The sequence below is a fragment of the Kitasatospora sp. NPDC058115 genome (assembly GCF_042884635.1).
Taxonomy (GTDB): domain Bacteria; phylum Actinomycetota; class Actinomycetes; order Streptomycetales; family Streptomycetaceae; genus Kitasatospora.
On record NZ_JBHVTL010000009.1, the window covers coordinates 80,557 to 105,596 of the forward strand.

Here is a 25,040-nt window from a genome sequence, read left to right on the forward strand (position 1 = left end):
CCCGGCTGGCGGGCCGTGAATGCACCGTCTCGTTGCCTCGTCCCGCGCCGGGGCCCGCTTCGAACGCGGCAGGCTCATTGAACGGCCGCAGACGACCGCGGCGTGAGTAGGGTGGCGGGCCTGCCTCGAAGTTCGAGAGCATCCGGTCATGTTGGACGGCATGGCAGGACAGGGCCTTCCGGTCGGCTTCGGGTTCCGGCCGTATCGTGGCGACGAAGACCACGGCGCCATGGCTGCGGTGCGGCTGGGATGTGTGGAACGGGACCGGATCGATGTCCGTTCGGTTGTGGAAGGGCTCCCGACCGCGGCCGAGATCGCCGAAGCTTCCGCCAAGGTGGAGGAGCCGTCCGAGAACCAGATCCTGGTGGTGCTCGACGGGCGCGTCGTCGGCTACTCGACGATCCGGTGGTGGCAGGAGCGCGACGATACGTGGCTGTACCTGCACCGCGGCTATCTCTTGCCCGCACACCGCGGCCAGGGCATCGGCTCAGCCATGCTGCGCTGGGCCGAAGAGCGGATCCGCCGGCTCGTCCGCCAGCACGGAACGGCGCGGACGGCAGTGATCGGCGCGAACGCCATGGCCTCCGAGCAGGACGCCACGGCGCTGCTGCGCGCAGCCGGCTACCGACGTGTCTTCAGCCTGGTCGAGCTGGAGCTGGGCGACCTGCAGCAGGTGCCCGACCCGGGCAGCGAACTGCCGGCCGGGATACGAACGGGGCCGATCGGCACGAGCCACTACCGTGCAGCCTGGAGGACGGTCGTCGATTCGTACGCGGACACAGGCTTCACTCGGAGATGGCCTTTCCAGGACTTCGTCGACACCGCCGACCCGGCATGCTGGAGGGCCGCCTGGACGGGGCAGGACCTGGTCGGCGTCGCCCTCTGCTCGATCCGCCGTCACGACCGCACCGTGGGCGAGGTGGAGGAGCTGAGTGTCCGGACGGACCGGCGACGCCTCGGAATCGGCCGGGTCCTCCTGCTGGACGGGCTGCGGAGCCTTCGCGAGCAGGGCGCAACGACCGCCCGGCTGTTCACGGGCACGGAAAACCCGCACCGGTCCTACGACCTCTACGAGAGTGTCGGGTTCCGGCGGCGGAACGAGTACGTCCGTTACCGCAAGCCGCTTGCTTGATCGCCCGGCCGTCGGATTGTCCGGTCATTCACAGCATTCGACAATGGCTCCACGTCATCTTCGACACGGCGTGCGGCGTTGAGCGTGTCTTCGCCGACCGGCTTCTTGGCGTACGCGGCACCTCGCAGCCCAGCTGGGCACCGACAGTCGACAACTGAGGTGGTGCCGCCGACGCGTCGGACCGTTGCCGTCCGACGTCCGCCGGTTCAGCGAGGGCGGGGTGCCGCTCGTCCTGCTGATGCATTTCCGGGGCAACCTCGACAACTGGGACCCGGCGCTGGTCGACGCCCTGGCCCGGGGCCGGCGCGTCATCGCCTTCGACAACGCCGGTGTCGGCGGTACCAGCGGCACTACGCCGGGCACCGTCGCGCAGATGGCCGTGGACGCCCTCGCCTTCCTCGACGCCCTGGAGCTGACCCGGGTCGACCTCCTCGGCTTCTCCCTGGGCTCCTTCGTGGCCCCGCACGTGAACCACCCGCCCCATCGCCCCCGCTGACAGGAGAAGCCATGTCCTCCTCCACCACCGCCGCCATCGGCCTCGGCTACGACGTGTACGTCGCGGACCCGCTGCCGATGCACGGGCCCGGGCCGCTGCCCGACGGACGGCCCCGTGCCTTCCAGCCCCTCGCGGTCACCCTCGTCCACGGCCGGCACGACGCCGTGCTCGTCGACCCGCCGCTGACCCGCGAGCAGGCCCGGGACGTCGGCGACTGGGTCGAGGCGAGCGGGAAACGCCTCACCCACATCGTCGCCACCCACGGACACGGCGACCACTGGTTCACCGCCGGCCTGCTCGCCGAACACTTCGGCGCCCAGGTGGTCACCACCGCCGGCGCCATCCCCCGGATGCACACCAACGTCCACGCCCGCGAGGTGCTCTGGGACGCGATCTGGCCGGACCGGATCCCGCCCTCCCCCGTCACCGCCGTCACGGCGCCCGGCAACCGCCTCACCCTCGAAGGACACGCCCTCCACCTCGTCGAGGTGGGCCACGCGGACAGCGCCGACAGCGCCGTGCTCCACGTACCGGACCTCGACCTCGTGGTGGCCGGAGATGTCCTCTACAACGGCGTGCACATGTACCTCGCCGAATCCCCCGACGACGACCTCGCCCCCTGGCGCAAGGCCATCGACACCGTCGCCGCACTACGACCGCGCCACATCGTCGCGAGCCACCAGAACAAACACCTCGACGACGACGCCCAGCGCCTCATCGCCGAGACCCGCCGCTACCTCGACACCGCCGAGGCCACCCTCGCCGCCCACGACACCCCGACCGCGTACTTCCACGCGATGCTCCGCCAGTACCCCGACCACCTCGGCCCCACCGTCCTGTGGGTCGGCGCCCGCGCCCTCTACCTCGCCCGCGAGGGCGGCGACCCCGTCCAGAACCTCATCGCGGCCTGGCGGCAATAGGCGCACCGGGCGGGGCCGGGGCGCCGGGGCCGGCGACCGCTCCCCCGTCCGGCGCTCCTCGGAGAGGGGAAGGCGGTGATGGCGTCGGTCTCGTCCGCGCTGAGGCGGAGGTGCATGGTTGGGGGGTCCTGCTCCAGGCGCCGGGCGCCGGTCATGGCGGGGAGGGGCAGCGTCCGTGGGCCGGGGGCCGACCGCCGTGCGGGGGCAGGCTGCCACGGTGCGGCGTTGTGCCCGGCGGCGATCGCATTTTTGTGCTGCACGGTGACGGCTGCGCTGTCGAGTATGCGGAGTTGCGTCGAATGCCGGCTGAACCGCGAACGCCCCGCGCCGTCGGCCCTTCCCCGGTGCCCGCCCCGGACAGCGCATCTCCGCCGCCACACTCGGCGGCCGCGTTCCCGCCCAGCACGTCCCCGTCCGGCCGGGGCCGTACCACCGCGCTGATCGCTCTCGCCCAGGACCTGCCCCCGGCCGTCCTGGGGGCCGGGTTCGGCCTGCAGCCGGCCACCGCGGCCGGACAGCGTTGCGGGCGGCGGGGACAGTGCCCGCGCGGGCGGTGGGGAGCCTGCGTATTTCGGCCGCCGCGCCTGGCGGCGGCCGGGTCGCCCCGCCCGCCGCCGGGTCATCACCGCAGGTCAGCGCCGCAGACCGCGGTCCAGTGCGGCGATCAGCGAGCCCTGGGCGTCGTCCCCGTCCAGGGACCAGACCATCACGCCGCCGAGACCGTTCAGCCGGGCGTAGCGGGCCTTCTGGGCGGCGGTGGCCGGGTTGTCGTACGTCCAGAACTCGGTGCCGTCGTACTTCCAGGCCGCGCCGTACTGGCGGTCGGTGTACGCGGCGCCCGGAAGGTCCTTGATGGCCTTGTAGGGCAGCTGGCCGCCGCCGCGCGGGGACATGCCGGTGGCGGGCTGGTAGAGGCCGTACTTCGCACCGGCGGGCACTCCCGTCCAGCCGTAGCCCCAGGACGGCACCCCGAGCACCGCCTTGCGGGCCGGCAGGCCGCCGGCCAGATAGTGCTGCACCACCCGGTCCGCGCTGTAGCTGCTGCCGGGGCCGGAGGGGTCGGCCGGGTCGGTGTAGAGGTTGGCCTGGTGGTTGGTCGGGCCCTGCGGCTCCCAGGAGCCGTGCATGGTGTAGGTCATCAGGTTCAGGTAGTCCACGTGGCGGGCGACCTTCTTCAGCTCCAGCCGGTCCGCGATGTCGGTGTTGGCGGCGACGGCGGCCGTCAGCAGGTGGCGCCCGCGCCCGCCGTTGCCCAGCGCGTCCAGCTGCCGCCGGAACTCGGCCAGCAGCAGGGTGAAGTTGCGGCCGTCCTCGGGGCGCACCGAGTTGTCCGGCAGACCGTCGCCGCCCGGGTGCTCCCAGTCGAGGTCGATGCCGTCGAAGACGCCCGCACCGCTGCCCGGGCCGCCCTCCGGCGAGCCCAGCTGCGGCAGGTTGCCCTTGATGTAGAGGTCGACGCAGGAGGCCACGAACTTCTTGCGGGCGGCGTCGGTGGCGGCCACGTCCGAGAAGTACTTGGACCAGCCCCAGCCGCCGATCGAGATGACGGCCTTCAGGTGGGGGTTCTTGGCCTTCAGCTTCCGCAGCTGGTTGAAGCTGCCCTTCAGCGGCTGGTCCTCGGTGTCGGCGACGCCGTCCACCGAGTCGGCCGCGGCGATCGGGCGCTGGTAGTCGGCCCAGGCGTCGGCCTGGTCGGCCAGGTTCTCCTCGAAGCAGGTGCCCTCGGGGGAGATGTTGCCGAAGGCGTAGTTGATCACGGTCAGCTTCGCCGCCTGGCCCGAATCCTGGACCTTCTTGGCGGAGAAGCCGCTGTAGGCACTCCACGCGGTGAAGTAGGCCACCCGGTGGCCGGGCAGCCGGCGGCTGTCGTCGTCATCGGCGTGAGCGGTCGCGGGGCCCGCGACGAGCGAGGCGAGCAGAGCCGTCGCCAGGAACGCGGAGGTGCGTCTGAACATGCTGGTGGCCTTGTCCGAGTGGGGTCAGATGGTCTGTACCAATCGCGAGTAGAGATCTAGTCCATGCCGGGGGCGCGCACAAGAGGGTCCGATCGCGTGAAGTGGCCCAGTCCTCCCGGGAACTGGTGGGTCATCAGCTGATCAGGCGGCGCAGCACGCGGTGGAGAACGCGTGACGCGATTCTCACCGGCCAGGTGGCAGCGGTCTGCTGACACAGTGGCAGCCGCCGAGCCCTACCGGCCGGCCGGGCGGGCAACCACTGGCCGCCGGTGAGGCCTGCGGGACGGACCGGCGCGGGAGCGGCGCTCGCCGGCCGGAGCCTGCGACCGAGAACCGGGAAGGGCTCGGACGCCGGCAGCTGTGACGCCGGCGTCCGAGCCCTCGAACAGCGCGGTACGTCTGGTGGTATGTGCGGTCAATCGATGACGAACGGGTTGGTCTCCACGACGCACCCTGCTCCGATCACGACACGCACCGGCGTGACGGGGTCGAGAAGGCCGACGGCGCTGACCGAGTTGGTGCAGTACACCTGGGACGGGGACTTCTCGTTGCTGCGGAGCACGACCGGGCCGTACCCGGGGTAGTCGTGGACGGGACCGTCCGGGTAGACCCGAATGGCCTGGTCACATCCGTATCCGGCATGGTCAGGCGTCTCGGTCATCCCCAGCCTCCTGGCAACCTCGTAGAGCTGGTCGACCGGTACGTCGACCGGCGGGTGCGCCAGGTCGACCGTGCCTCTGCTGCACGCCAGCGCCGGCGTGTCGGCGGGGGAGGTCGGAAAGGCCGCGGCCGGGGACGGCAGAGCCAGAACAACAGCCATGGCGACCAGGGCGGCCGGAAGGGGCTTCTTCATGCCTCTGACGATTACCGGCATGGATCCGGCAGACACGGCGTCCGTGAAGCCCCCCGCACAATTCACCCTCTACGGCGTGCCGGCCGAGTCCACAGTCGCGCGTCCACTCGGCTGAGCTTCAAACGTTCGGGCGCGCCCGTTCGGCAACACCGCACGGGTGCCGGATCGGACCGGCCTGAACCATCGCCGGTAGCATCGAATCACTCCAGGCGTGCTCTTCCTCCTCGAAGGAGGGGAGCATGGGCGACCGTTCTCAACCGCGGCAGGACAACCTGGCAATTTCGGCCGTGTCGGGCTGGAGCCTTTCCGCCGGCTGGGATGAGTGGGATAGCCAGAAACGGAACTCTTCTTTCCACTTACCACTCTCAACGTACTTCACCAGGGCGTCACGAAGGCGTGTGCAATCCTTGCCGTACCCCTTAGGCAGGGCGATTCCGTATTGGCTGCGACTACCGATCTCGAGACCCGGGACAACCGCGAGTTCAACGTTCTCCAGCGTAAATGCGGAGAGCGGCAAAATGCCTCCGGTAGTCGCATCGGCGCGCCCACCCTTCAGGGCTTCGATACAGGAAGGGAAGTCCGACTCCTCCAGCATGCGGATTGGTTCAGATGTTACGCTCGCAATGGTTTCTTTCGCCGTTGAACCCGCCGGCATGCAGACCGTCTTGCCTTTGAGGTCGGCTATCGTCCGGATCTGCGCCATGTCCTCACCTCGGACCAATATGCCCAGCACATCGGAAGCGACAGGCCCCACGAATTCGACATGTTCCATGCGCTCCGACGTGATGGTGAGAGCGGCATTCAGGTCGACCTCATGGCGCTCCACAGATGAAAGTCGATCTAGCATCGGGACCTCGACGCGGGTCGGTCTCGATTTGATGTTCGCCTCTTCCAGCACCCCCTTTACCGTCTCCATGGCGAAGGCCGAGAATCTTCCCCACGCGGGGATTGGGAAGAGGGATTTGTCTGTGTTGGTCTCCAGCCCGACCCGCACACTGTCGCCACTGAAAAGGCTTGGACTGGCATGCGGGCCGCCCCACAGTTGATTCCCCAATACCGCCATGGCGGACAGCACTGCTACGGCCGGGACGGTTCTCCATGCCCATTTTCGGCGGATGGAGGCTGGAGTTGCTGTTGAGCTATTGTCCGCGCCAGTCGAGGTCTGCGCGTCAGGCGTGGATGGCGCCTCCGGCTCTCTGGCCGGCCCTCGGACGAGGGAGAGTCTTCCTACGGCGCCGACGGAGCGCCGCTGCGGGCGGGGGAGCCCGAGCCCGGCCAGCTCTTGGTCGATGTGGTGGTGTACCTCGTCCAGGGTGAGTGGGCCGGGAACTGTCAGGGCTTGGAGCATCGACCCGGTGAACGACGTGTGGGCGGCGTCGGGCGGCGCGTGGGAGGGGGCGGTGGCCGTGGTGGAAGTCAGGGTGTAGGTACCAGTCAGGTTCAGCTGCCCCAAGGTAAGTCCACTTGGTCCGGCCATGGCGGAGATCGCCTTGCCGGCAAAGCAGCAATCCAGCACGAGCACCCGGGCCTTGGCGCGAGCTCCGCCGACCATCCGTTTCACAAGGTCGAGATGGATCGCGGACCAGCTGACGTTCTGGTTGTCGGTTCCGGTAAGGGCGAAGTGGAGCATCCCGGCTTCGTCGAGCAGGCCGTGTCCGCAGTAGTAGACGAGCAGCAGGTCCTCGGCCTCCCGAACCGCTTGGGACAGCGCGGTGCCGACGGTGGCCTGGTCCTTCGGGTCGGCCACCACCAAGCAGTGTTCGGGCGCGAGCGCACCATGAACCGGGTCGGTGAGGGTTCGCCGCAGCGCGTCCAGGTTTGCCTGCACGGCGGGGATGTCAGGCAACTCGGGGTCGCGGAACGTACCAGCCCCGATGAGTACCGCCCGGCTCGTCGCACGCTCCGGGAAACGTGGGCCAGTCACCGAGACTGTGACCCTGGCGCCGGAAACTGTTCCGCGATCTCCCGCAGGAGTGCCTGCGGGTCGGCTGCGCGCCGAACGTCCACCTCGATCCGACGCCCGTCCTCAGCACTGATCGTGATTTTGATGTCGGTGCCGCGAGAGGTGAGCCAGGAGCACACCGATTGGATGAGCACGGCCAGGATGCCGCCGGAGCCGAGGGTCACCGTCAGCAGTTCCATGGCGGAACCCATGTGGCCAGGGAGGGGAGGCTGTCGCTGGAGCCGCACCCGGCCGCGCAGATCATCCTCAGAAGCCAGCCAGTCGCGCAGCGCGATCACGTGCGGCTCGGCTCCCGACTCCCCCAAACCCTCGAAAGCCACTCTCAGTTCCGCTCCAGCGGGCATTCCTGGCACCGCAACCCCCCTAAAATTGATGGCACTTGACCGAGTCGTCATGGCACGCAGGAGTCGCGCCGGCCCCAAGATACTCCACCTCCCAGGTCCCGTCCGCCGCCCATGTCCACAACCGGTTCTGGACGCCCTTCCGCGACCCGAACTCCGGTGGCACTGCCATCCACGGCGCCGCCGTACGGTACGTCGACGCCCGCATCGAAGTACCCGCCGGTGATCACGCCATCGCCCGCCCCTCCTCGGCGTCCGGTCCGGCAACAACGACTCTGTCCGCGCCCACGGCGCATCGGTCAACGACACACCAACCAACAATCAGATGATCCTCAGGGGGCGGCCTAGCCTGGCCGGGCTCCCGCCGTGGACTCCGGCCAATGCTCCCTGGCCGACGGCCTACTCTCTCGGGGCGCGGTGGAGGTTGAAGGTGCGACTGCGTCTGGGGTGGGAGATCGGCCAGTCCGCGGCTTCGTCCACGCTCCGCAGGGTGCGCGCGGCCTGTCGGGATCGGGGTGGCTGGTCCACCCGCAGTCGTACCCGTCCGACACCTCGACGTGGCTGATGCCGTGCTCGCGGGCGACGGCGAGCGCGCCGGCCACCGGTCGGCGGGAAGGAACTTGGTCGCCGTTCCGTCGACGCTGACCTACGCCTTGTACGGGGTCACCGACGGCAGACCGTAGTCGTTGGGCACCGCGGTGACCTCGGACAGGGTGAGGGTACGGGTCGGGGTGGTGGACGGGTTGACGGAGCGGTAGTACGCGGCCCGGTAGGCGTTGTTACGGGCCAGCTGGGAGAACGCGCGCTTGGAGGTGAGAACCATCTCCGACTCGGGGGCGCCGAGGTCATCCAGGTGTGCTGGAGCCTGCCGAGTTCGTCGGCGAGCGGGTCCGAGGTCGGGTCGGACCATGGCTTCGGCGCCATCGGCATGTTCCCGGAGGGAACGCCGAAGTCCACCTCGATGCTCAGGCCGTTCTCGGTGGCCGCGTCAAGGGTGAAGCGGCCGTCCAGCAGGACGTCGCCGGCGGCGAGTTCGAGGCGGGAACGGATCGCCTCGATGTGCCGCTCGGCATCATCGAACAGCAACTCGACCAGCCGGTCCTGGTCGGCGCCGTGCGACTGCTCCAGCAGGATCTGCTGCTGCTCGCCGACGATGAGCTTCTGTCCCAGGGCAGGCAGCAGACCCTCGCGGGTGTCTCCCACGCGGTCCGCTCGGCCAACTCCACACTGGCGTCGAAGGCGCGATACTTCGCGGTGTTGACCCGGTGGCCGTTGCTCTTGATACGCGCGCCGTGCACCCATTGATGGTGCACGGCGCTGCGGCTGTCCGGCAGCGTGTCGCGGCGCGGCGTGGACCTGACGCCTGGCGGTGAGGAAGTAGGACACCGATACCGGCCGCCGGCAATCCGAGCGGCCCCGGCCCTGTCCTGATCAGCCGGTCGGCGCCGCCTGGTGGGGCCCTTCGCCGAGCACCAACCGCCGGAGGCCCTGCCCCTCTCCTCCGCAATCAAATTCAAGCTGGTGAGTCATCAGAAGAGTCAGCAACAGGTCAGCATCGATACGGGCAAACCTTGCGACAGACGCGTGGACCTGAGAATCAACAGGCCCTGCACTTTGCCTCCCAAGGGGGCGAGTACGCGAAGCGGAAATCGTTCTGCCATGGACCTTCAGATGCCCACACAGTCCTGTCGGCAACGGCGAGCACGAAGGCGACCATCGATTCATCTTCGCAGCTCAGCGCACCCGTCCACGCGCCTTCAGGGGGATGTCGGGGAGGGCTGGGGCGTGGAGGCGGGCGCCGTCGTAGCCGTGGACCTGGCCGAAGCGGGTGCCCTGCTCCCAGTCGTTGCGGGCCTGGAGGATCTCGTCGCCGGTGCGGCCGATGAAGTTCCACCACATGACGAGCTTCTCGTCGAAGGGTTCGCCGCCGAGGAGGAGGAAGGTGGCGTCGGTGGGGGCGTGGAGGGGGAGGTGGGGGCGGCCGGTGCCGAGGTAGAGCATGGAGCCCGGGTCGAGGCGGACGCCGTCGACGTCGGTCTGGCCGGACATGGTGAGGACGGCGTATTCGAAGTCGGGGTCGAGGGGGAGGTCGAGGGTGGTGCCGGCGGTGAGGGTGAGGTCGGCGCCGACGAGGGGGGTGTGGGTGGTGCCGGGGGAGGTGGTGCCGTCGAGGGTGCCGAGGATGACGGTGGCGGTGAGACCGGGGGCGGTGACGGTGGGCAGGTCGGGGTGGTGCTCGAAGGCGGGGGCGCGGTGGCGGTGGGCGTCGGGGAGGGCGACCCAGAGCTGGGCGCCGTGCAGGTAGCGGGCGTGCGGGCGGGGGGACTCCTCGGAGTGGGAGATCGCCCGGCCGGAGGTCATCAGGCCCAGTTCGCGCGGGCGCACGGTCTGCAGGCTGCCGAGGCTGTCGCGGTGCAGGACCTCGCCCGCGTGCAGCCAGCTGACCGTCTGCAGGCCCATGTGCGGGTGCGGGGGCACCTGCATGCCCGGCTCGTCCGCGACGTCGTCCGGGCCGTAGTGGTCCACGAAGCACCACGCCCCCACCATCCGCCGCCCCAGGTTCGGGAGGAGACGGCGGACGACGGTGCTGCCGCCGAGGGCGGTCTCGCGCGGGGCGAGGAGTTCGTGGACGGGGCCGCCCGGGGTGTCGGCGCGGCCGCCGCGCACGGTCGGGGTGGCGAGCTCGGGTTCAGCCATGGTGGGCCCCGTTTCCGGAGGTCGAGGCGCGCGGGGCGGCCGGGACGATGGGGGTGCCGGCGGAGACGGCGCGGGTGACCGGGGTCCGTTCGGCGATGTCGAGCAGGCGGGCGCGCTGGGCGTCGTCGAGGTCGCCGACGAGGTCGATCCGGCGGGTGATGCGGACGGCCTTCTCCGGGCCCTTCTCGTAGCCGAGGTGGACGCGCACGGTGGTCAGCGGCCACTGCTTGCGCTGGGCGTACATCCGCAGGGTGATCGCGGTGCAGGAGCCGAGGGCGGAGAGCAGCAGGCCGACCGGGGTGGTGGCGGTGTCGGCGCCGCCGGCCGATTCGGGCTCGTCGGCGGACAGCTGGTGGCGGCCGGAGCGGATGTCGACGCGGTAGTCGTCGGCGGTGCTGGTGGCGACGGCGGCCGCGGCGCGGACGAAGCCGGTGTCGGCGCCGGTGCCCGTCGTGTCCGGGGCTCCGCCGGTCGTCGCGGCGGTCACAGGCCGAACCGCTCGTGCTGGGCGGCCGGGACGAGGTCGTGGTACTCCGGGTGCTTGGTCAGCCAGCCGCGGATGAAGGGGCAGTACGGGAGCACGGCGAGGTCGTGGGCGCGGGCGTCGTCGAGCACGGCGCGGGCGAGGATGCCGCCGAGGCCCTGGCCGCCGAAGCGCGGGTCGATCTCGGTGTGGATGAAGGCGATTTCGCCCTCGTGGCGGTGATACTCGGCAAAGCCGGCGAGTTCACCGTCGGAGGTGATCTCGTAGCGGGACTTCTCGGGGTTGTCGGCAACGGCGGTCGTCGTCATCTCGTCCTCCTGGGGTGTCGGGCCCTGGCGTCAGAGGTAATTTAGCATTCAACTAACCGTGGATCAAGGACCGCCCGGCGCGAACCGGGCGGTGGGGGTGGGGACGGGGGTTCCGGGAGGTCAGGAGAGGGTGATCGGGGGCGGGAGCGGGTGGCAGCCGCCCCAGGACGCGCTCTGGCCGGGCGGGCAGGAGGTGGGGCGCGACGGCAGGGTGGGGACCGGGCGCGGCGGCACGGGCCCCTGGTCCGGGCCGGGGCCCTCGGGCGGGTAGTCGGTCGGTGCGGGAGCCGGCTTGGGGGCGGCGGGCGGGGGCGCCGGCTGGGCGGGTGGAGCGGCAGGCGGCTGGGCGGGCGCGGCCGGTGGGGCAGCCGGTGGCGGGGTGGGCTGGGCGGCCTCGGGGGGCACGGTCGGGGCGGCCTTCGGCGGAGTGGTCGGGCGCGGGGTCGCCGGGGCCGGGGCCCGCGAGGCCGGGCGGGCCGGCGTCGGCTCGGCGGCCGCCGGGGTCTGCGGCTCGGGGACGGGCAGGGCGGGCAGGGCGGGCAGGGCGGGAGGGGCGGCCGGGATGTCGGACGGCGCCGGGGCGGCCGGGGTGTCCGACGGCGCCGGGGTCTCCACCGGAGCGGAGGGCGTCGGGCTCTCCGCCGTCGGGGACGGCGCGGCGGACGGCGACGCGGACGGCGAGCCCGACGGGGCCGGTGCCGGCTCCGCGGCGTCCGACCCGGTCATCGCCCAGCCGCCCGCGCCCACCAGCGCCAGGGTGCACACGCCCGCCGCGACGCCGATGGCGATGCGGCGGCGCCGGGCCCCGGCTCTCCCCTCCGGATCCTGCTCCTGCTCCTGCTCGTGCTCCTGCTTCCGCAGCTGGTCGTCCTGCACCGCGCCCACCCTGTTCGATCTTCGTTCGGATGGCGCGGATGCTAGCACCACGCACCGTCAGTCCCCCGGCCCCGGGGCGGCGCCGGACCCGCGCCGCAGTCCCGGCGCGAGCAGCGCGGTGACGGCCAGTGAGGCGGCGGCGGTCCCCGCCATGGCGGTGGCGGCCGAGGTCGCCTCCGCCAGCGCGCCCGCGGCCGCCGCGCCGACGCCCTGCAGTGCGAGCATCCCGGAGCCGTGCAGGCCGAACGCCTGCCCGCTCAACTCGGGCGGCGTCAGCGCCACCAGCCGCTCCTGGAGCAGCAGTCCCGCCCCGTACCCGACGGTGGCCACCGCGACCAGTGCCGCCGCGAGCGGCAGCGCGGGCTCCAGCGCGAAGCCCAGGTACGGCGCGGCGAGCAGCGCGCAGAGCGGCACCACCACCTGCTCCCGACGGCGGGCCGGCAGCAGCCGTCCGGCGAGCACGTCCCCGGCCAGCATGCCGAGCGCCCCGGTGGCGAACAGCAGGCCGGCCGCGTCCGGGCGGTACGGGACGTAGAGCGACTCGACGCCGACGACCAGGCCGTTGGGCACCCACAGCGCCAGGTAGACGGTCCGGCGCGGCGCGGACGACCAGAGCCGGACGTCGGCCCGCCAGGTGCCGGCGACCGACGGCCGTCCGGCCGCCCGGGGCGGGCGGCGGAGCAGGCCGGCGCGGGCCGTGCCGGCGGACAGCAGGTGCAGGGCGGCGGCCGTGAGCAGCGCGCCGGACGGGGCGAGGGCGGCCACCAGCGCGCCGCCGAGCGCGAACCCGCCGATCTGGACCAGGCCCGCCGCCAGGCCGAGGGCGGAGCGCCCCAGCAGGTAGCCGTCACGGCCCAGGAGTTCCTGGAGCAGCCCGTAGCGCACTCCCCCGCCCGCCGCGCCGGCCACCCCGAGGGCGAGCAGCACCGGGAACAGCGCCGCCACCGGCAGCCCGGGCAGCGCCTGGAGGCCGGTGCCGAGGGCGAGCAGCAGGCCGAGCCCGGTCAGCGCGGCGCGCGGCGGGAGCCGGTCGGCGGCCGAGAGCACAGTGACCGCGCCGAGCAGTTGGGCGAACGCCGGGCCGAACATGGCGAGCGAGGCGAGCAGCGGCGAGTCGGTGCGCCGGTACACCAGCACGCCCAGTGCCAGTCCGGCGACCGTCTGGGCCGCCGTCTGGGCGGCGGAGTACAGGAACAGGGCGGTGAACCCGCGGTCGCGGAACAGCTCTCGGTAGGTGCGCATGCGACGGAGTCTTTCCGCCGCGATCGGCACGGCGTTAGGTTTTCGCGCGGCGGCGAAACCTGACGGAGGGCGGGGGCATGGGGTGGTGGCGGCTGGACGCGGACACCCTCGCGGGGAGCCGGTTCGCGCTCTCCCCGCTGGCCGAGACGGTCGCCGCGCTGAAGACCCTGCACCGCGGCGGCGGCGCCCACCCGGGCGAGCGGCGGTGGCTGGATGCGGCACTCCCCCGCTACCGGGAGCGGCTGGCGGCCGACCCGGTGACCGCCGCCCTGGTCCGGGCCGCGCTCGGCCCGCGCTGGAACGCCACCTTCCTCACTCCGACGCCGGGCGCCGAGCAGCACCGCGCGGACGGGGCGCTGTTCGCCCGGGAGCTGGCGGAGGTCCGGGCGACGCCGCCCGCCGTCGCCCGGGCGGACCTGGCCGAGACCCTGGGCACCGCGCCCCCGCCCCTGCTGGAGCGCGACGACCTGGCCGGGCGCGCCGCCGACCTGCTGGCCTGGGTGTGGGCGGAGACCGTGGAGCCGACGTGGGCCCGGCGCCGGCGGGTCATCGAGGCGGACGTGCTGGCCCGCACCGCCCGGCTCGGGGCGGGCGGCTGGGCGGACGCGCTGAGCGGTCTGCGCCCCGGGATGGGCTGGCTCGGCGGCGACCGGCTGGGGATCGGTCTCCGGGACGCCGGGCCGCAGCCGATGGACCTCACCGGCGTGCACCTGCTGTTCGTCCCGGTCACCCCGCAGCAGAGCTGGCTCTGCTGGGACGTGCCGCCGGTCGACGGGCGGCGGCGCGCGGCACCGGGCCGCCGGTACGCGGTGGTCTACCCGTGCTCGGGGGTGCTGGCCGAGGATGACCGCCCCCCGGTGCCGCAGGCGCTGGCCGCCCTGCTGGGGCCCGGCCGCGCCGAGTTGCTCGCCCTGCTGGAGGCGCCGAAGACCACCAGTCAGCTGGTGGCCCTGACCGGGCTGCCGCTCGGGTCGGTGGGCCGCCACCTGCGGATCCTGCGCGAGTCCGGGCTCGCGCTGCGCCGCCGGGCCGGCCGTTCGGTGTTGTACCACCGCACCCCGGCGGGCCAGGTCCTCCTGGAGGCGGGGACGGGCCGGGGCGAGCGGTACTGAGCCCCCGCGCGCCGGGCGCCGGGCCGCCCACCCGCGCGCCCGCCGCCCGCCCCGCGCGCCCTCCCCTGCACCCCGCGCCCGCGCCCGCGCCCGGGTGGGGCTACTGCCCGCCCAGCGCCCGCGCCCGGACCGCGCGGCGCAGCGTGTCCAGCTGGTCCACCAGCCCGCGCCGGGTCGCCGCGGTGAGGTCCGGGTCGGCCAGACAGGCCTCGGCCGCCCGCGCCGTCCGCCCGGTCGCGGCGAAGGCGGGGAAGCCCTCCCTGGTGAGCACCCGGGCCAGGGCGGGGCCGCGGCGGGCGGCGGCCGGCCCCAGTTCCTCGAAGTAGCGCGCGACCAGCCCGTCCAGCAGCTGCGCCTGCTCGGGCTGCCAGAGACCGGCGGCGGTGGCGGACGCCAGGTAGTTGGAGAGGTCGCCGTGGAACAGCGCCCGCCAGGCGGCCTCCTTGGCCGCCGGGTCGGGCAGCGCGGCGCGGCAGCGGGCGGCGCCCTCCTCGCTGGTGTCGCTGGGGTCGGCGGCCAGCTCGGCGGCGATCTCCGGCTCGCCCGCCGCGCCGAGCACGCACAGCCGCAGCAGCAGGTGCCAGCGCAGGTCCGGGTCGAGCGCCGGTCCGCCGGGCACCGTCCCGGCCGCCAGCCAGTCGCGGAGTTCGGCGGCCTGCGACGCGTCGGCGGCGGCGATCGCCCCGCGGACGGCCACCAGACGCAGGCCGGTGCGGTCGGGCTCGCCCCCGGTGCGGCGCAGCAGGGCCCGGCAGACCTGCGCCAGTACGGCCAGCGCCGCCGGACGGCCGGTGGGCGGCACGGCGCGGTCCGCGACGAAGGTGCGGGCGAAGGAGAGCACCGCGTCCACCAGGTGCACCGAGGTCTCGCCGGGCAGGTGGGCCGCGACCAGCTCCAGGTACGCGCCCGGCGCGAGCTCGCCGTCCAGCACCTGGTCCCGGGCGGAGCCCCAGAGCACGGCCCGGGCCAGCTCCTCGGGCACGGCGCCGAGCGAGGAGCGCACGGTCCGCCAGGAGCCGGGGTCGAGCCGGATCTTGGCAAAGCCGAGGTCGGTGTCATTGGGCAGCGTCAGCTCGGCGCCGTTCACCGGTGCCCCGGTGCCGTCGGCGGGCAGGTCGAGCGGTACGCGGTCGGACAGCTCCAGGGCGCCGTCGGCGGTGCGCCGGTAGTGGCCCACGGTCAGCCGGTGCGGGCGCAGCACGCCGTCGGCGGAGGTGTGCGCGATCCGGCCGTCGGTCACCCGCAGGGTGTCCACGCCGGTGGTGCGCAGCCAGCGGTCGGCCCAGCCGTGGACGTCGCGCCCACTGGCCGCCGTCAGGGCCCGGAGCAGGTCGTCGAGGGTGGCGTTGCCGAAGGCGTGCGCGTCGACGTGGTCGTTGACGCCCGCCAGGAAGGCCTCCTCGCCGAGCCAGGCGACCAGCTGGCGCAGCGCGGCGGCGCCCTTGGCGTAGGAGATGCCGTCGAAGTTCTGCAGCGCCTCGGCGGTGTCGTCCACCGTGGTCGGTGCCACCGGGTGGGTGGAGGGGCGCTGGTCGGCGTCGTAGCCCCAGGTCTTCCCGTCGGCGGCGAAGGCGGTCCAGGCGCCGGTGAAGCGGGTGGCGGCGGCCGTGACCTCGTGGGCCATGTACTCGGCGAAGGACTCGTTGAGCCACAGGTCGTCCCACCACGTCATGGTGACGAGGTCGCCGAACCACATGTGCGCCATCTCGTGCACCACCACCAGGGCACGGTGCTCGCGCTGGGTGTCGGTCACGGCGGAGCGGAAGACGTAGTCGTCGCGCAGCGTGACGCAGCCCGGGTTCTCCATCGCGCCGAGGTTGAACTCCGGGACGAAGCACTGGTCGTAGCTGTCGAAGGCGTAGCGGCGCCGGAAGATCCGGTGGTAGTGGTCGAAGCCCTGCCGGGTGATCTCCAGCAGCTCGGCGGCCTCGGCGTCCAGGTGGGCGGCGAGCGAGCGGCGGCAGTGCAGGCCGAGCGGGATCCCGTCGTGGTCGGCGCGCACGGAGTGCAGCGGGCCGGCCACCACCGCGACCAGGTAGCTGCTGATCGCCGGGGTGGGCGTGAACTCCCAGCGGCCGGGCGCGACCTGGCGGCCCGCGCCGTTGCCGACCACGGTCCACTGCGGCGGCGCGGTGACGGACACCGTGTAGGGCGCCTTGAGGTCGGGCTGGTCGAAGGAGGCGAACACCCGGGGGCCGTCGTCGAGGAAGGACTGGGTGTAGACGTAGTCCTCGCCGTCGGCGGGGTCGGTGAAGCGGTGCATGCCCTCGCCGGTGTGCGAGTAGGCCATGTCCGCCTCGACGGTGAGTTCGTTCTCGGCCGCCAGGCCGGTCAGCGGGAAGCGCCCGGCCCGCAGCGCGCCGACGTCCAGCGCGCGGCCGTTCAGCACCACCCGGCGGAGGCTCGACGGTTCGACGTCCACGTGCGTCCCGGCGCCGGGGGCGGTGCAGCCGAAGCGGATCACCGTCGTGGAGCCGAACACCTCCGGGCCGCGGGTCAGGTCGAGGTCGAGGCGGACGGCGCGGACGTCGAGCAGCCGGCGGCGCTCGACGGCCTCAGCGCGGGTGAGGACCGAGGAATCAGGCATACGGATCATGCTGCGCCATCGGCGGGCGGGCGGCATCCGCTTTCCGGGACCTCCGCAGTGCGGGACCTCCGCTAGCCGGCGGCGCGGCGGGCCGCCTTGACGCGATCGGCCAGCTCGGCGGCCGGGAGGCGGCGGAGGGTGACGCCGTGGCGGGCCGCCAGCTCCTCGGCGGGTTCCGGCGAGGCCTCGGCGAGGTCGAGCACCAGCAGGCAGTGGCCCTCGTCGACCTCCTCGCTCAGCACGATCAGCGCGGCGCCGCCCTCGTGGTCGCGCCAGGTCTCGGCGGCGTTGCCGATCGCCGTTCCGGCCGCCCAGCCCAGCAGGACGCCGATCGGGCCGCCGAGCAGCCCGGCGAGGCCGCCGGCCACGCCCGCGCCCACGGTCGGCGCGCCCGCCCCGCGCACCTGGGACGCCGGGAAGTCCAGGGTGCCGTCGGCCAGGCGCTCGACGATCGCGGACTGGCGCAGGCCGGGCAGGTGGGCGGCCTCGTCGAAGGCGGCCCGGCAGGCGGCGAGGTCGGTGAAGTCGAGCAGCAGGACGTGGTGGTTCTCGCTCATCTGGTGACGGCTCCTCGCTCGTCGGCCGGCCGGCCGGTCCAGGCGGTCAGGCGGTCGGTCGGTCGGTCGGTCGGTCGGACTGATGGTCGGACGGCCTGAGCGGCCGGTCGGTCCCGGGCGGGTCGGCGCCGCCGCGGGACCAGTCCAGCTTGGGCCCGGGAGCGGGCGCCCGCCCTGCGGTGGTGCCCCGTCCGTGCCGCGCGGGCCGCGTCCGGGACCGCCGCGGCACGGCTCAGTCGGAGGGGTAGGTGTGGCGGAGGTTCCCCTTGGTGTCCGCCACCAGGTACCCGCTGTTGTGGTACTCGTTGGAGAGGTAGACCCGGATGGTCGCCACGTTGTCGAGCGGGAACATGTCGATGACCAGGTAACGGTTGGTCGGGTCCTTGACGTTGAGGGTCTCCTCGGCCTTCTTCAGCAGCGCGGGGACGACGTCCCAGTCGTACTGGGCGAGGTCCACGGGCTTGTCCTTGCCCATCGACCCCCCGGCGCGCTTGGTGACCTTGCCGTCCCGGTAGTCGTACCAGTCATAGTTCCGGCCGTCGGCCGTGGGCACCTGGGCGTTCGCGTAGGTCCCGTAGACGTTGAGCGCCTTGACCTTCGTGCCGCCGCTCTGGGCGGTGATCGCCGCGACGGCGGTGCGCACGCCGTCCGGGGTCAGCAGGTCCTTGGACGGCTTCGCCGGCGGCTTGACGGTCGGCGCGGCGGAGGTGGTACCGGCAGCCGCGGTGCCGGCGGCGGGCGGCGCGAGGGACGCGGTCCCGGACGGTGCGGCGGCCGGGCCGGTGGACGCGGCTGCGGCCGGGGCCGTCGGGGCGCCGCCCCCGGCCGCGGGGGCCGACGTCCCGGTCGGGGCGGCGGCCGGGTCCACCGCGTCGCCCGTCCCGTCCGGGCGCAGCGTCCAGGCGAGCACGCTCGCCAGGGCGACCCCGGCGACGGCGAGGGTGACCGTGGCACCGGTCCGGCGGCGGGCGGGCGGCGGGGGCGTCGTGGCGGGGCCGGTCGCGCCGAGGAACTGGGTCCCGGTGTCGTCGACGGGCCCGGGGAGGTACGCCGTGCCCGAGGAGTGCTCCACGAACGTGCCCGAGGACGGCTCCGCGTACGGGCCCGGGTAAGCGCCGGCGTACGGGTGCGGGTACGACCCGGAGGGCGGGCCCGGGTACGACCCGGAGGGCGGCTGCGCGGCGGGCGGCTGCGCGGCGGGCGGCTGCGCGGCGGGCGGCGGGGCCGGCGCCCAGGACGGCTGCGGCCCTCCGGGACCCATGCCCGCCGCGCCCACCGCGCCCGCTTCGGCCGCCGCGAGCGCCCGGTCGAGCTGTGCGGCGTCCGGCCGCACCGCGGGGTCGCGGGCCAGCAGCGCCGCCAGCACCGGACCCAGCGGCCCGCAGCGGGTCGGCGGGGGCAGCGGCTCGTCGAGGACGGCCGCGAGGGTGGCCAGCGTGGTGGCGCGGCGCAGCGGGTGGTGGCCCTCGACGGCGACGTACAGCAGCATGCCGAGCGACCACAGGTCGGAGGACGGGTTGCCCTCCTCGCCGCGGATCCGCTCCGGAGCGATGTACTCGGGCGAGCCGATCAGCGCGCCGGTGGCGGTGAGCGCGGTGGCGTCCTGCATCGCGGCGATGCCGAAGTCGGTGAGGACGGGGGTGCCGTCGGCGCGCAGCAGCACGTTGCCGGGCTTGACGTCGCGGTGCTGGATGCCGGCCTCGTGGGCGGCGCGCAGCGCGGCGAGCACGCCGCGGCCGATCCGGGCGGCCTCGGGGACGGAGAGCGGGCCGCGGGCTATCCGGTCGGCGAGGCTGCCGCCGGTGACCAGCTCCATGACCAGCCAGGGGTGCGGGTGGCCGGGGGTGTCGACGATGTGGTGGATCACCGCGACGTTCGGGTGCTGGAGGCGGGCGAGCGCCCGGGCCTCGCGCAGCACCCGCTCACGCAGTTCGTCGGCGGCGGTGGGGTCGGCCGCGGCCATGGCCGGGTCCGGCGGGCGGACCTCCTTGAGCGCGACCTCGCGGTGCAGCATGGTGTCGCGGGCGCGCCAGACCAGGCCCATGCCCCCGCCGCCGAGGCGTTCCATGAGTTCGAAGCGGTTGTCGATGAGCCGCGTCTCCGGCGCCCCAGTGTTCATGCCGGACATCGTAGGGGCCACCATGGACAGGTGCCCCGGCCGCCCGGGTGGCCGCAGGGTCCGTGACACCCCGTCCGCACCGGAGTCGGCCTCGTGGCGCGGAGCGGGGGCCCGGGTCTGCGGCACCCGGACGCGGCCGCCACCCGCCCGGACGAGGTGGGAAGGGCCTTCCGGGTGGCCCTGGGCCGGCCGCGGGCCGCACCGCGGGGCCGGCTCGTTGTGCCCGGCATGTCCGTACACGTCGCAAGGGCCACCTGGGCCGCACTGTCCCTGCTGGTCGTCACCCTCCTGGTGGTGGCCGTGGAGACCGACCACCGTCCGCCCCCGGAACGGCCTCCCGGACCTCCCCCGCCGGAGGCCCGGGCCGGCTGGGTCGTCGCCGCGAGCGCGGCCAACGTCCGGCGCGAGCACTCGGTCGACGGCGCGGTGCTGGGTCTGGCCCGGTGCGGGGAGCCGGCCGAGATCGTCGACACCTGGATCTCCCCGCTGGGCACCCGGTGGAGCCGGATCGTGATCGCGCCCAGCGGTCTGACGGGCTGGGTCCTCTGGTCCCTGCTCAGCCACCCGGCCCCGCCCGGCCGGGCCGCCGCCTGCCCGACGCCGCCGCCCGACGTCCAGTGACCCGGGCCGCCGCGACGGCGCTGTCCGGGCCGGACTCCGGGCCGGGCGGCCGGCGCCCGCCGTCCGCAGGTCCCCGGCACGGTCAGCGGGCGTCGGCCGCCTCCGGGGCGGCGAGGACGGCGGGCCCGAGGGTCCGCGCGCACCACTCGGCGGATCCGGTGGCCGGGCCCGCCTGCGCCGGGCGGACGGCGCCCGCGTCCGGACCCTGGTCCTGGGCGCGCTTCATGTCGGCCACGGCCTCGACGAACGCCGCGTCGAGGCCGTGGCCGAGCAGTTCGGAGCGCAGCTCGTCCAGCGGCTGCCGCCGGTGGCGGACCGGACGGCCCGGCTCCTCGGTCATGGTGCGGGCCAGGTCGTCGGGCGACAGCTCCTGCGGGCCGAGCACCGGGACGCTGTCGACGCCGCTCCAGGAGCGGTCCAGCAGCAGCCCGGCCGCCGCCGCGGCGATGTCGGCGGCGGCCACCGGCGGGGCCCGGCGGTCCGCGGCGGCGGTGTCGCCGAACACCCCGTGCTCGCGGATCGAGGCGGTCTCCTCCAACAGGTTCTCGTAGAAGGACGGGTTGGCGAGGGCCCGGTGGGCGACGCCGGATCCGGCGATCAGGTCGTCCATGGCCAGGGAGGCGGTGACCAACCCGGCCCGGGCGGCCTGCGGGGTGCCGCGGCCGGGCGCCGAGACGCGGACGACGTGGGCGGCGCCGTGGGCGGCGAACGCCCGCGCGGCGGGGCGGGTGAAGCCGCTGTAGGCCTGCTCGGGCGTGCGCGAGCCGTCCGGGGGCACCAGCCGGAAGACGGCGTCGGCGCCGGCGAAGGCACGCTCGACGGTCGCCGCGTCGCCGTGGTCGAGGCCGCGCCCGCGCCCGCGCGCGGAGAGCGTTGCGCGTCGTGGTCCGCGATCCCGCCCGCCTCAGCGACGCCGTGCGCGGACGGGTCGAGGTGGTCGTCGGCTCGCACACCTGGCACCCCCGCCACACCGCCGACGGCGCCCACCAGTGGCTGCGGGCCGCCGTCCGCCGGGTGCTCCGCCCGGCACCGGGGGCGTGACGCGGCGGCGCCCTACACGACGATGCGCGGCACCGGGGCGGAGGGGGACGGGCATGGCCGAGGGGGACGGCGCGGGGGAACGCGGCCTCGACAAGGAGGCGCACCGGGCGGAGCGTGACCGGCTGTCCGATGCCGCGCGCCGGGGCGACCGGGCGGGGTGCCGGCCGCCGTGGAACGGTCGCCGGGCCTGGCCAACGCCCAGCGGGTGGGAGGTCGCAGCGGCTGGGCGCCGCTGCACCGGGCCGCCTGGCACGACGCCCCGGCCGAGGTGGTCCACCGGCTGCCGGCCGCGCGCCTCGCGCACCCTGCGCTCCAAGGACGGCGAGCGCCCCGTCGACCTCGCCACCCGTCTCGGACGCGACGCCCTGCTCCCGCTGCCGGAGCCGCAACCGCTGCACCCGGTGCGGGAGGCGGACCAGCGGCCCTGGTGCTCCCGCAGGTCGGCGTGCTGACCGAACCGGCGGACCCCGCCCTGGGCTTCAGCGTGCCCGGCATGGACGGGGGCTTCGGCATCCGGCCGGCGGAGGACCGCACCGACCGGCCGGAGGGCCGGACCGCCACCGGTTGGCGGCCGGTGGTGCAGAACCGCTGCCGGATCGTCGGCCACTCCGGCCGGACCCACCGCCTCACCCCGGAGGCCTGCGTCCTCGTCGAGTCCGGCTGGTAACGGCACTCCGCCGGGGCCCTCGGCCGGGCGGCGGCCGAGGTCCGGCGGAGGTTCCGGGGCGGGTGCGGGCGGGTAGGGGGGCCCGCACCGGAAGCGGCGGGGCGGGGCGGACGGAGGTGGCGCCGGTGGGCGAGGACGCGGTGGGCGGCGGGGTGCGGGCCGCCCGGCCGGGCGACGCGAACGAGCGGCTGCGGCTGAGGCTGCGGGTCGCGGTGCTGGACGGCGCGCCGCTGGACGAGCGGTGGCGGGCCGCCTTCCGCGACGACCTGCGGGCCCGGCCGGGCCGCGATCCGCACCTGCTCGCCTTCGTGGTTCCGGCCGGCGGCGGCCGCGGGCCGGCGGCCTGCGCGATCGGCAGCGTCCACCACGGCAACCGGGGGCCGAGCCGCCCGACGGGACGGTGGGGGCGGATCCACACCGCGGTCACGGATCCGGCGCACCGGCGGCGGGGGCCCGGCCGGGCCGTCACGGCCGCGTCGGTCGAGGCGCTCGCGGCGGCCGGCTGCGGCCCGGCCGGGCTGCGGGCCACCGGGGACGGGGCGGCGCTCCACCGGGGGCTCGGCTACGGCGCGGTGGACGGGTACGCACGGCTGGACCTCGGCGGTGGCCGCTGAGCCGTCCCGGCACCGCGCCCGTGCCCCGTCGTTCCCCTCGCCGAAGGAGGCCCCCCGGGTGGAGCGTTCGTCCTGTCCCCCGCCGCTCGCCGTCATGCTCGTCACGGACGTGCCGGGCCGGGTGCTGCTGCTGCGCCGGCCGGACGGCTGCTGGGAGTTGCCGTCCGCCGTCGTGCGCCCGGCCGAGGAGCCGCAGGCGGCGGCCGTGCGCGCGCTGGCCGAGGCGTGCGGGGTGGCCGCCGGCGCGGTGCGACCGGTCGGGGTGTTCGAGGAGGGCGCGCGGCCGGCGCGACGGCACGTGTACGCGCTGTCCGCGTACGCGCCCGGCGCGATGGACCGACTCGTCCTCCCCCGGCACGCCACGCACGCCTGGTTCTTCACCGACAACCTGCCCGGCCTCTCCCCCGCCACCGTGCGCTTCCTGCGGGCGCACGCGCCGGCCCGCCCGCATCTGCCGCGCTCCCAGTGGCTCGCGACCACGCCGCGCGCGTGGCTGTGCACGGCCGCCGTGGTGACCGCGCCGGACGGGCGGCTGCTGATGGTCAAGCCACGGGTCCGGGAGCCGGACCGGCGGCCGGACGCCGGGCGGTGGAACTTCCCCGGCGGCGTGCTCGACACCCACGAGGACTCGCCGACCGGGGCCGCCCGCGAGCTGCGCGAGGAGACCGGACTCGACCGGCCGGCCGGGCCGCTGCTCGCGGTGGTCTGGCAGCATCCGGCTCCGGGCGCGGACCACCCCATCGTGCAGTTCTTCCACGACTTCGGTACCGCCGACCCCGCCGTGGTCCGGCTCGGCTGCCCGGACGGGGAGATCACCGACTGGGCCTGGTTCCACCCGGACGAGGAGCTGGACGCCGCCGCCGGCCCGGACCGGGGGTACGCGGCGCGGCGGGCGCTCGCGGCCCGCGCGGCCGGACGCACCGTCACCGCCGCCTGCCCGCCGCGGCCGCCGGGGGCAGCGGGGGCAGCGCACTGACCGGACCGGCGACCGACCGGGTGGGCAGGTCGCCGGGTGTCCGGGCCGGTGCGGAGGGGCGCGTCGGGTAGCGTCACCGGCCGTGGAGGAGATCCGACCGTTCGCCGGCCCGCCGCCGCCCGGTCGCGCGCCGGCCGTACCGCCGCTGATCTGGTACGCCGCGTACGGCTCGAACATGCACGCCGAGCGGCTGGCCTGCTACCTGCACGGCGGGCGGCCCGCCGAGGGCGAGCGGGACTACCCCGGCTGCCGGGACGCCCGCCTGCCGGAGCGATCGGCGCCGGTGCGCCTGCCCGGGCTGCTCTACTTCGCCCTGGAGTCCCGGACCTGGGGCGGCGGGATGGCCTTCTACGACCCCCGTCGGCGCGGTTCCGCCCCGGCCCGGGCCTATCTGCTGACCATCGGGCAGTTCAGCGACATCGCCGCCCAGGAGATGGGCGACGGGCCGGGCGCCGACCTCGATCTGGCCGCCGTGCTGCGGACCGGCCGCGACCCGCAGGGGCCCGGCCGGTACCAGACCCTGGTGTGCCCCGGAACGCTGGACGACGTGCCCGTGGTGACCTTCACCGCCCCGTGGACGCTGGCCGAGGCCCGGCTGAACGCCCCGCGTGCCCGGTATCTGCGCAATCTCGCCGCCGGACTGACCGACGCGCACGGCTGGTCGCCGCGCCGCACGGCCGCCTATCTGAGCACCCGTCCGGGCGCCGCCGGGCACTGGACCGTCGACGCCCTGCTCGCCGCGCTCGCCGGGCGCACCGGAGGCTGACCCTCCGCGGCGGGTTCCGGCCGCCGAGCCATGACCATTCGTCATCCTCATTGCCCTATCGGCCAATTCGGTGGGCAAGCGGCCGTTCGATGACGGATGATCGGCAGCGCGGGGCCGCTTCGACCGGGCGGCACCGGCCGAGCGGACGGGGGCAGGACGGCATGGAGGCGATGCGGGTCTTCGCACTGGTGGCGGCGACCGTCACCACCGGACTGACCTCCGGACTCTTCTACACCTACGCCTCGGTGACACCGGGGCTGCGCACCGCCGACAGCCTGGTCGTCGTCCAGGTGATGCAGCGGCTCAACGTGGCGGTCCTCAACGGGTGGTACCTGCTGGGCTTCGTCGGCACGCTGGTCTTCACCGGCCTGGCGGTCGTGCTGCACCTGCCGAGCGACGGGCACCGGGTGCTGCCGGCGGTGGTCGGGGCGCTGGTCTGCTACACCGGTTCCCTGGTGGCGACCAGGGTGGTCAACCTGCCGCTGAGCCAGGCGCTGGCGGAGGCGGGCGAGCCGGGCCGGCCGGAGTACGCGGAGCCGGACGCCCCGTCCGGGGCCCGGCGGATGCGGTGGAGCGCGGCGCGGGCGCTGCTGTCCACGGCGGCGCTCGGCTGCCTCTGCTGGGCACTGGTGATGCACAGCAACGTCGGGCCGAACTGAGGCCGGACCGGGGCCCGCGGGGCGGGCGGCGTCCGGGGAAGCGCCGGCCGCGGC

Annotated in this window: 24 protein-coding genes and 2 pseudogenes; 11 read left to right on the top strand and 15 right to left on the bottom strand. The window is 74.6% G+C overall.

Annotated features, from left to right (window positions below; translation table 11 throughout):
- Positions 1 to 148: 148 nt before the first annotated feature.
- The 3 genes from ACFVVL_RS11955 to ACFVVL_RS11965 all read left to right on the top strand — a co-directional run bounded on the left by ACFVVL_RS11955 (position 149) and on the right by ACFVVL_RS11965 (position 2,548).
- Positions 149 to 1,132 (top strand): GNAT family N-acetyltransferase, encoded by a 984-nt coding sequence (locus tag ACFVVL_RS11955; protein ID WP_387673724.1) that lies wholly within the window; start codon positions 149 to 151, stop codon positions 1,130 to 1,132.
- A 184-nt stretch (positions 1,133 to 1,316) separates the two neighbouring features.
- Complete coding sequence (locus ACFVVL_RS11960) at positions 1,317 to 1,628, top strand: alpha/beta fold hydrolase (RefSeq protein ID WP_380292362.1); 312 nt, start codon at positions 1,317 to 1,319, stop codon at positions 1,626 to 1,628.
- An 11-nt stretch (positions 1,629 to 1,639) separates the two neighbouring features.
- Positions 1,640 to 2,548 (top strand): MBL fold metallo-hydrolase, encoded by a 909-nt coding sequence (locus ACFVVL_RS11965; protein ID WP_387673727.1) that lies wholly within the window; start codon positions 1,640 to 1,642, stop codon positions 2,546 to 2,548.
- 632 nt (positions 2,549 to 3,180) lie between these two features.
- Here the strand turns inward: ACFVVL_RS11965 and ACFVVL_RS11970 are convergent.
- The 11 genes and pseudogenes from ACFVVL_RS11970 to ACFVVL_RS12020 form a co-directional block, all read right to left on the bottom strand.
- A complete protein-coding gene (locus ACFVVL_RS11970; protein ID WP_387673730.1) occupies positions 3,181 to 4,503 on the bottom strand; it encodes a glycoside hydrolase family 18 protein in 1,323 nt (440 codons plus the stop codon).
- A 415-nt stretch (positions 4,504 to 4,918) separates the two neighbouring features.
- Complete coding sequence (locus ACFVVL_RS11975) at positions 4,919 to 5,356, bottom strand: hypothetical protein (RefSeq protein WP_387673733.1); 438 nt, start codon at positions 5,354 to 5,356, stop codon at positions 4,919 to 4,921.
- Between the two features lie 253 nt (positions 5,357 to 5,609).
- The gene (locus ACFVVL_RS11980) at positions 5,610 to 7,280 is read right to left on the bottom strand and encodes a transporter substrate-binding domain-containing protein (protein WP_387673736.1); all 1,671 of its coding nucleotides are present in this window, start codon (positions 7,278 to 7,280) and stop codon (positions 5,610 to 5,612) included.
- On the bottom strand, positions 7,277 to 7,714 hold the full coding sequence (locus tag ACFVVL_RS11985; protein WP_387673739.1) for a hypothetical protein: 438 nt from the start codon (positions 7,712 to 7,714) through the stop codon (positions 7,277 to 7,279). The genes ACFVVL_RS11980 and ACFVVL_RS11985 overlap by 4 nt, the downstream gene beginning before the upstream one ends.
- Positions 7,715 to 8,306: 592 nt before the next feature.
- Complete coding sequence (locus tag ACFVVL_RS11990; protein WP_380292376.1) at positions 8,307 to 8,483, bottom strand: hypothetical protein; 177 nt, start codon at positions 8,481 to 8,483, stop codon at positions 8,307 to 8,309.
- Between the two features lie 113 nt (positions 8,484 to 8,596).
- Positions 8,597 to 8,962: pseudogene (locus ACFVVL_RS11995) on the bottom strand (major capsid protein); the annotation flags it as partial.
- Between the two features lie 432 nt (positions 8,963 to 9,394).
- Positions 9,395 to 10,357 (bottom strand): pirin family protein, encoded by a 963-nt coding sequence (locus tag ACFVVL_RS12000; protein ID WP_387673741.1) that lies wholly within the window; start codon positions 10,355 to 10,357, stop codon positions 9,395 to 9,397.
- Positions 10,350 to 10,844 (bottom strand): OsmC family protein, encoded by a 495-nt coding sequence (locus ACFVVL_RS12005; RefSeq protein WP_380298626.1) that lies wholly within the window; start codon positions 10,842 to 10,844, stop codon positions 10,350 to 10,352. Before ACFVVL_RS12005 ends, ACFVVL_RS12000 begins: the two co-directional genes overlap by 8 nt.
- Entirely contained in the window at positions 10,841 to 11,149 is a 309-nt protein-coding gene (locus tag ACFVVL_RS12010; RefSeq protein WP_380298628.1) for a GNAT family N-acetyltransferase, read from the bottom strand. Before ACFVVL_RS12010 ends, ACFVVL_RS12005 begins: the two co-directional genes overlap by 4 nt.
- A 120-nt stretch (positions 11,150 to 11,269) precedes the next feature.
- Complete coding sequence (locus tag ACFVVL_RS12015) at positions 11,270 to 12,025, bottom strand: hypothetical protein (RefSeq protein ID WP_387673744.1); 756 nt, start codon at positions 12,023 to 12,025, stop codon at positions 11,270 to 11,272.
- Positions 12,026 to 12,082: 57 nt separating this feature from the next.
- Positions 12,083 to 13,267: an MFS transporter gene (locus tag ACFVVL_RS12020; RefSeq protein ID WP_387673747.1), complete on the bottom strand. Its 1,185-nt coding sequence runs from the start codon at positions 13,265 to 13,267 to the stop codon at positions 12,083 to 12,085.
- 77 nt (positions 13,268 to 13,344) lie between these two features.
- Here ACFVVL_RS12020 and ACFVVL_RS12025 point away from each other — a divergent pair, with 77 nt between their 5' ends.
- Positions 13,345 to 14,379, top strand: coding sequence for an ArsR family transcriptional regulator (locus tag ACFVVL_RS12025; RefSeq protein ID WP_387673750.1), 1,035 nt, complete (start codon positions 13,345 to 13,347; stop codon positions 14,377 to 14,379).
- A 100-nt stretch (positions 14,380 to 14,479) separates the two neighbouring features.
- Here the strand turns inward: ACFVVL_RS12025 and pepN are convergent, their stop codons facing one another.
- The 3 genes from pepN to ACFVVL_RS12040 all read right to left on the bottom strand — a co-directional run bounded on the left by pepN (position 14,480) and on the right by ACFVVL_RS12040 (position 19,642).
- Positions 14,480 to 16,966, bottom strand: coding sequence for an aminopeptidase N (gene pepN / locus ACFVVL_RS12030; RefSeq protein ID WP_387673752.1), 2,487 nt, complete (start codon positions 16,964 to 16,966; stop codon positions 14,480 to 14,482).
- Between the two features lie 71 nt (positions 16,967 to 17,037).
- Positions 17,038 to 17,523 (bottom strand): histidine kinase, encoded by a 486-nt coding sequence (locus ACFVVL_RS12035; RefSeq protein ID WP_380297223.1) that lies wholly within the window; start codon positions 17,521 to 17,523, stop codon positions 17,038 to 17,040.
- A gap of 232 nt (positions 17,524 to 17,755) precedes the next feature.
- Positions 17,756 to 19,642 (bottom strand): serine/threonine-protein kinase, encoded by a 1,887-nt coding sequence (locus ACFVVL_RS12040; RefSeq protein ID WP_387673755.1) that lies wholly within the window; start codon positions 19,640 to 19,642, stop codon positions 17,756 to 17,758.
- 228 nt (positions 19,643 to 19,870) lie between these two features.
- Here ACFVVL_RS12040 and ACFVVL_RS12045 point away from each other — a divergent pair, with 228 nt between their 5' ends.
- A complete protein-coding gene (locus ACFVVL_RS12045) occupies positions 19,871 to 20,263 on the top strand; it encodes an SH3 domain-containing protein (protein ID WP_380297226.1) in 393 nt (130 codons plus the stop codon).
- Positions 20,264 to 20,345: 82 nt separating this feature from the next.
- On the opposite strand, the pseudogene ACFVVL_RS12050 reads toward ACFVVL_RS12045, so the two are convergent.
- Positions 20,346 to 21,104: pseudogene (locus ACFVVL_RS12050) on the bottom strand (NmrA family transcriptional regulator); the annotation flags it as partial.
- A 41-nt stretch (positions 21,105 to 21,145) separates the two neighbouring features.
- On the opposite strand from ACFVVL_RS12050, the gene ACFVVL_RS12055 reads away from it, so the two are divergent.
- From ACFVVL_RS12055 to ACFVVL_RS12080, 6 genes are all read left to right on the top strand, one after another.
- Positions 21,146 to 21,304, top strand: coding sequence for a hypothetical protein (locus tag ACFVVL_RS12055; protein WP_387673758.1), 159 nt, complete (start codon positions 21,146 to 21,148; stop codon positions 21,302 to 21,304).
- A gap of 427 nt (positions 21,305 to 21,731) precedes the next feature.
- Complete coding sequence (locus tag ACFVVL_RS12060; protein ID WP_387673761.1) at positions 21,732 to 21,971, top strand: hypothetical protein; 240 nt, start codon at positions 21,732 to 21,734, stop codon at positions 21,969 to 21,971.
- Between the two features lie 125 nt (positions 21,972 to 22,096).
- Positions 22,097 to 22,585, top strand: a complete 489-nt coding sequence (locus ACFVVL_RS12065; protein WP_387673764.1) for a GNAT family N-acetyltransferase — start codon at positions 22,097 to 22,099, stop codon at positions 22,583 to 22,585.
- A 58-nt stretch (positions 22,586 to 22,643) separates the two neighbouring features.
- Positions 22,644 to 23,561 (top strand): NUDIX domain-containing protein, encoded by a 918-nt coding sequence (locus ACFVVL_RS12070; protein ID WP_387673766.1) that lies wholly within the window; start codon positions 22,644 to 22,646, stop codon positions 23,559 to 23,561.
- 82 nt (positions 23,562 to 23,643) lie between these two features.
- Positions 23,644 to 24,327 (top strand): histone deacetylase, encoded by a 684-nt coding sequence (locus ACFVVL_RS12075; RefSeq protein ID WP_387673769.1) that lies wholly within the window; start codon positions 23,644 to 23,646, stop codon positions 24,325 to 24,327.
- An 89-nt stretch (positions 24,328 to 24,416) separates the two neighbouring features.
- Positions 24,417 to 24,986 (top strand): DUF1772 domain-containing protein, encoded by a 570-nt coding sequence (locus tag ACFVVL_RS12080; protein WP_380422955.1) that lies wholly within the window; start codon positions 24,417 to 24,419, stop codon positions 24,984 to 24,986.
- The last annotated feature ends 54 nt before the right edge of the window (positions 24,987 to 25,040 follow it).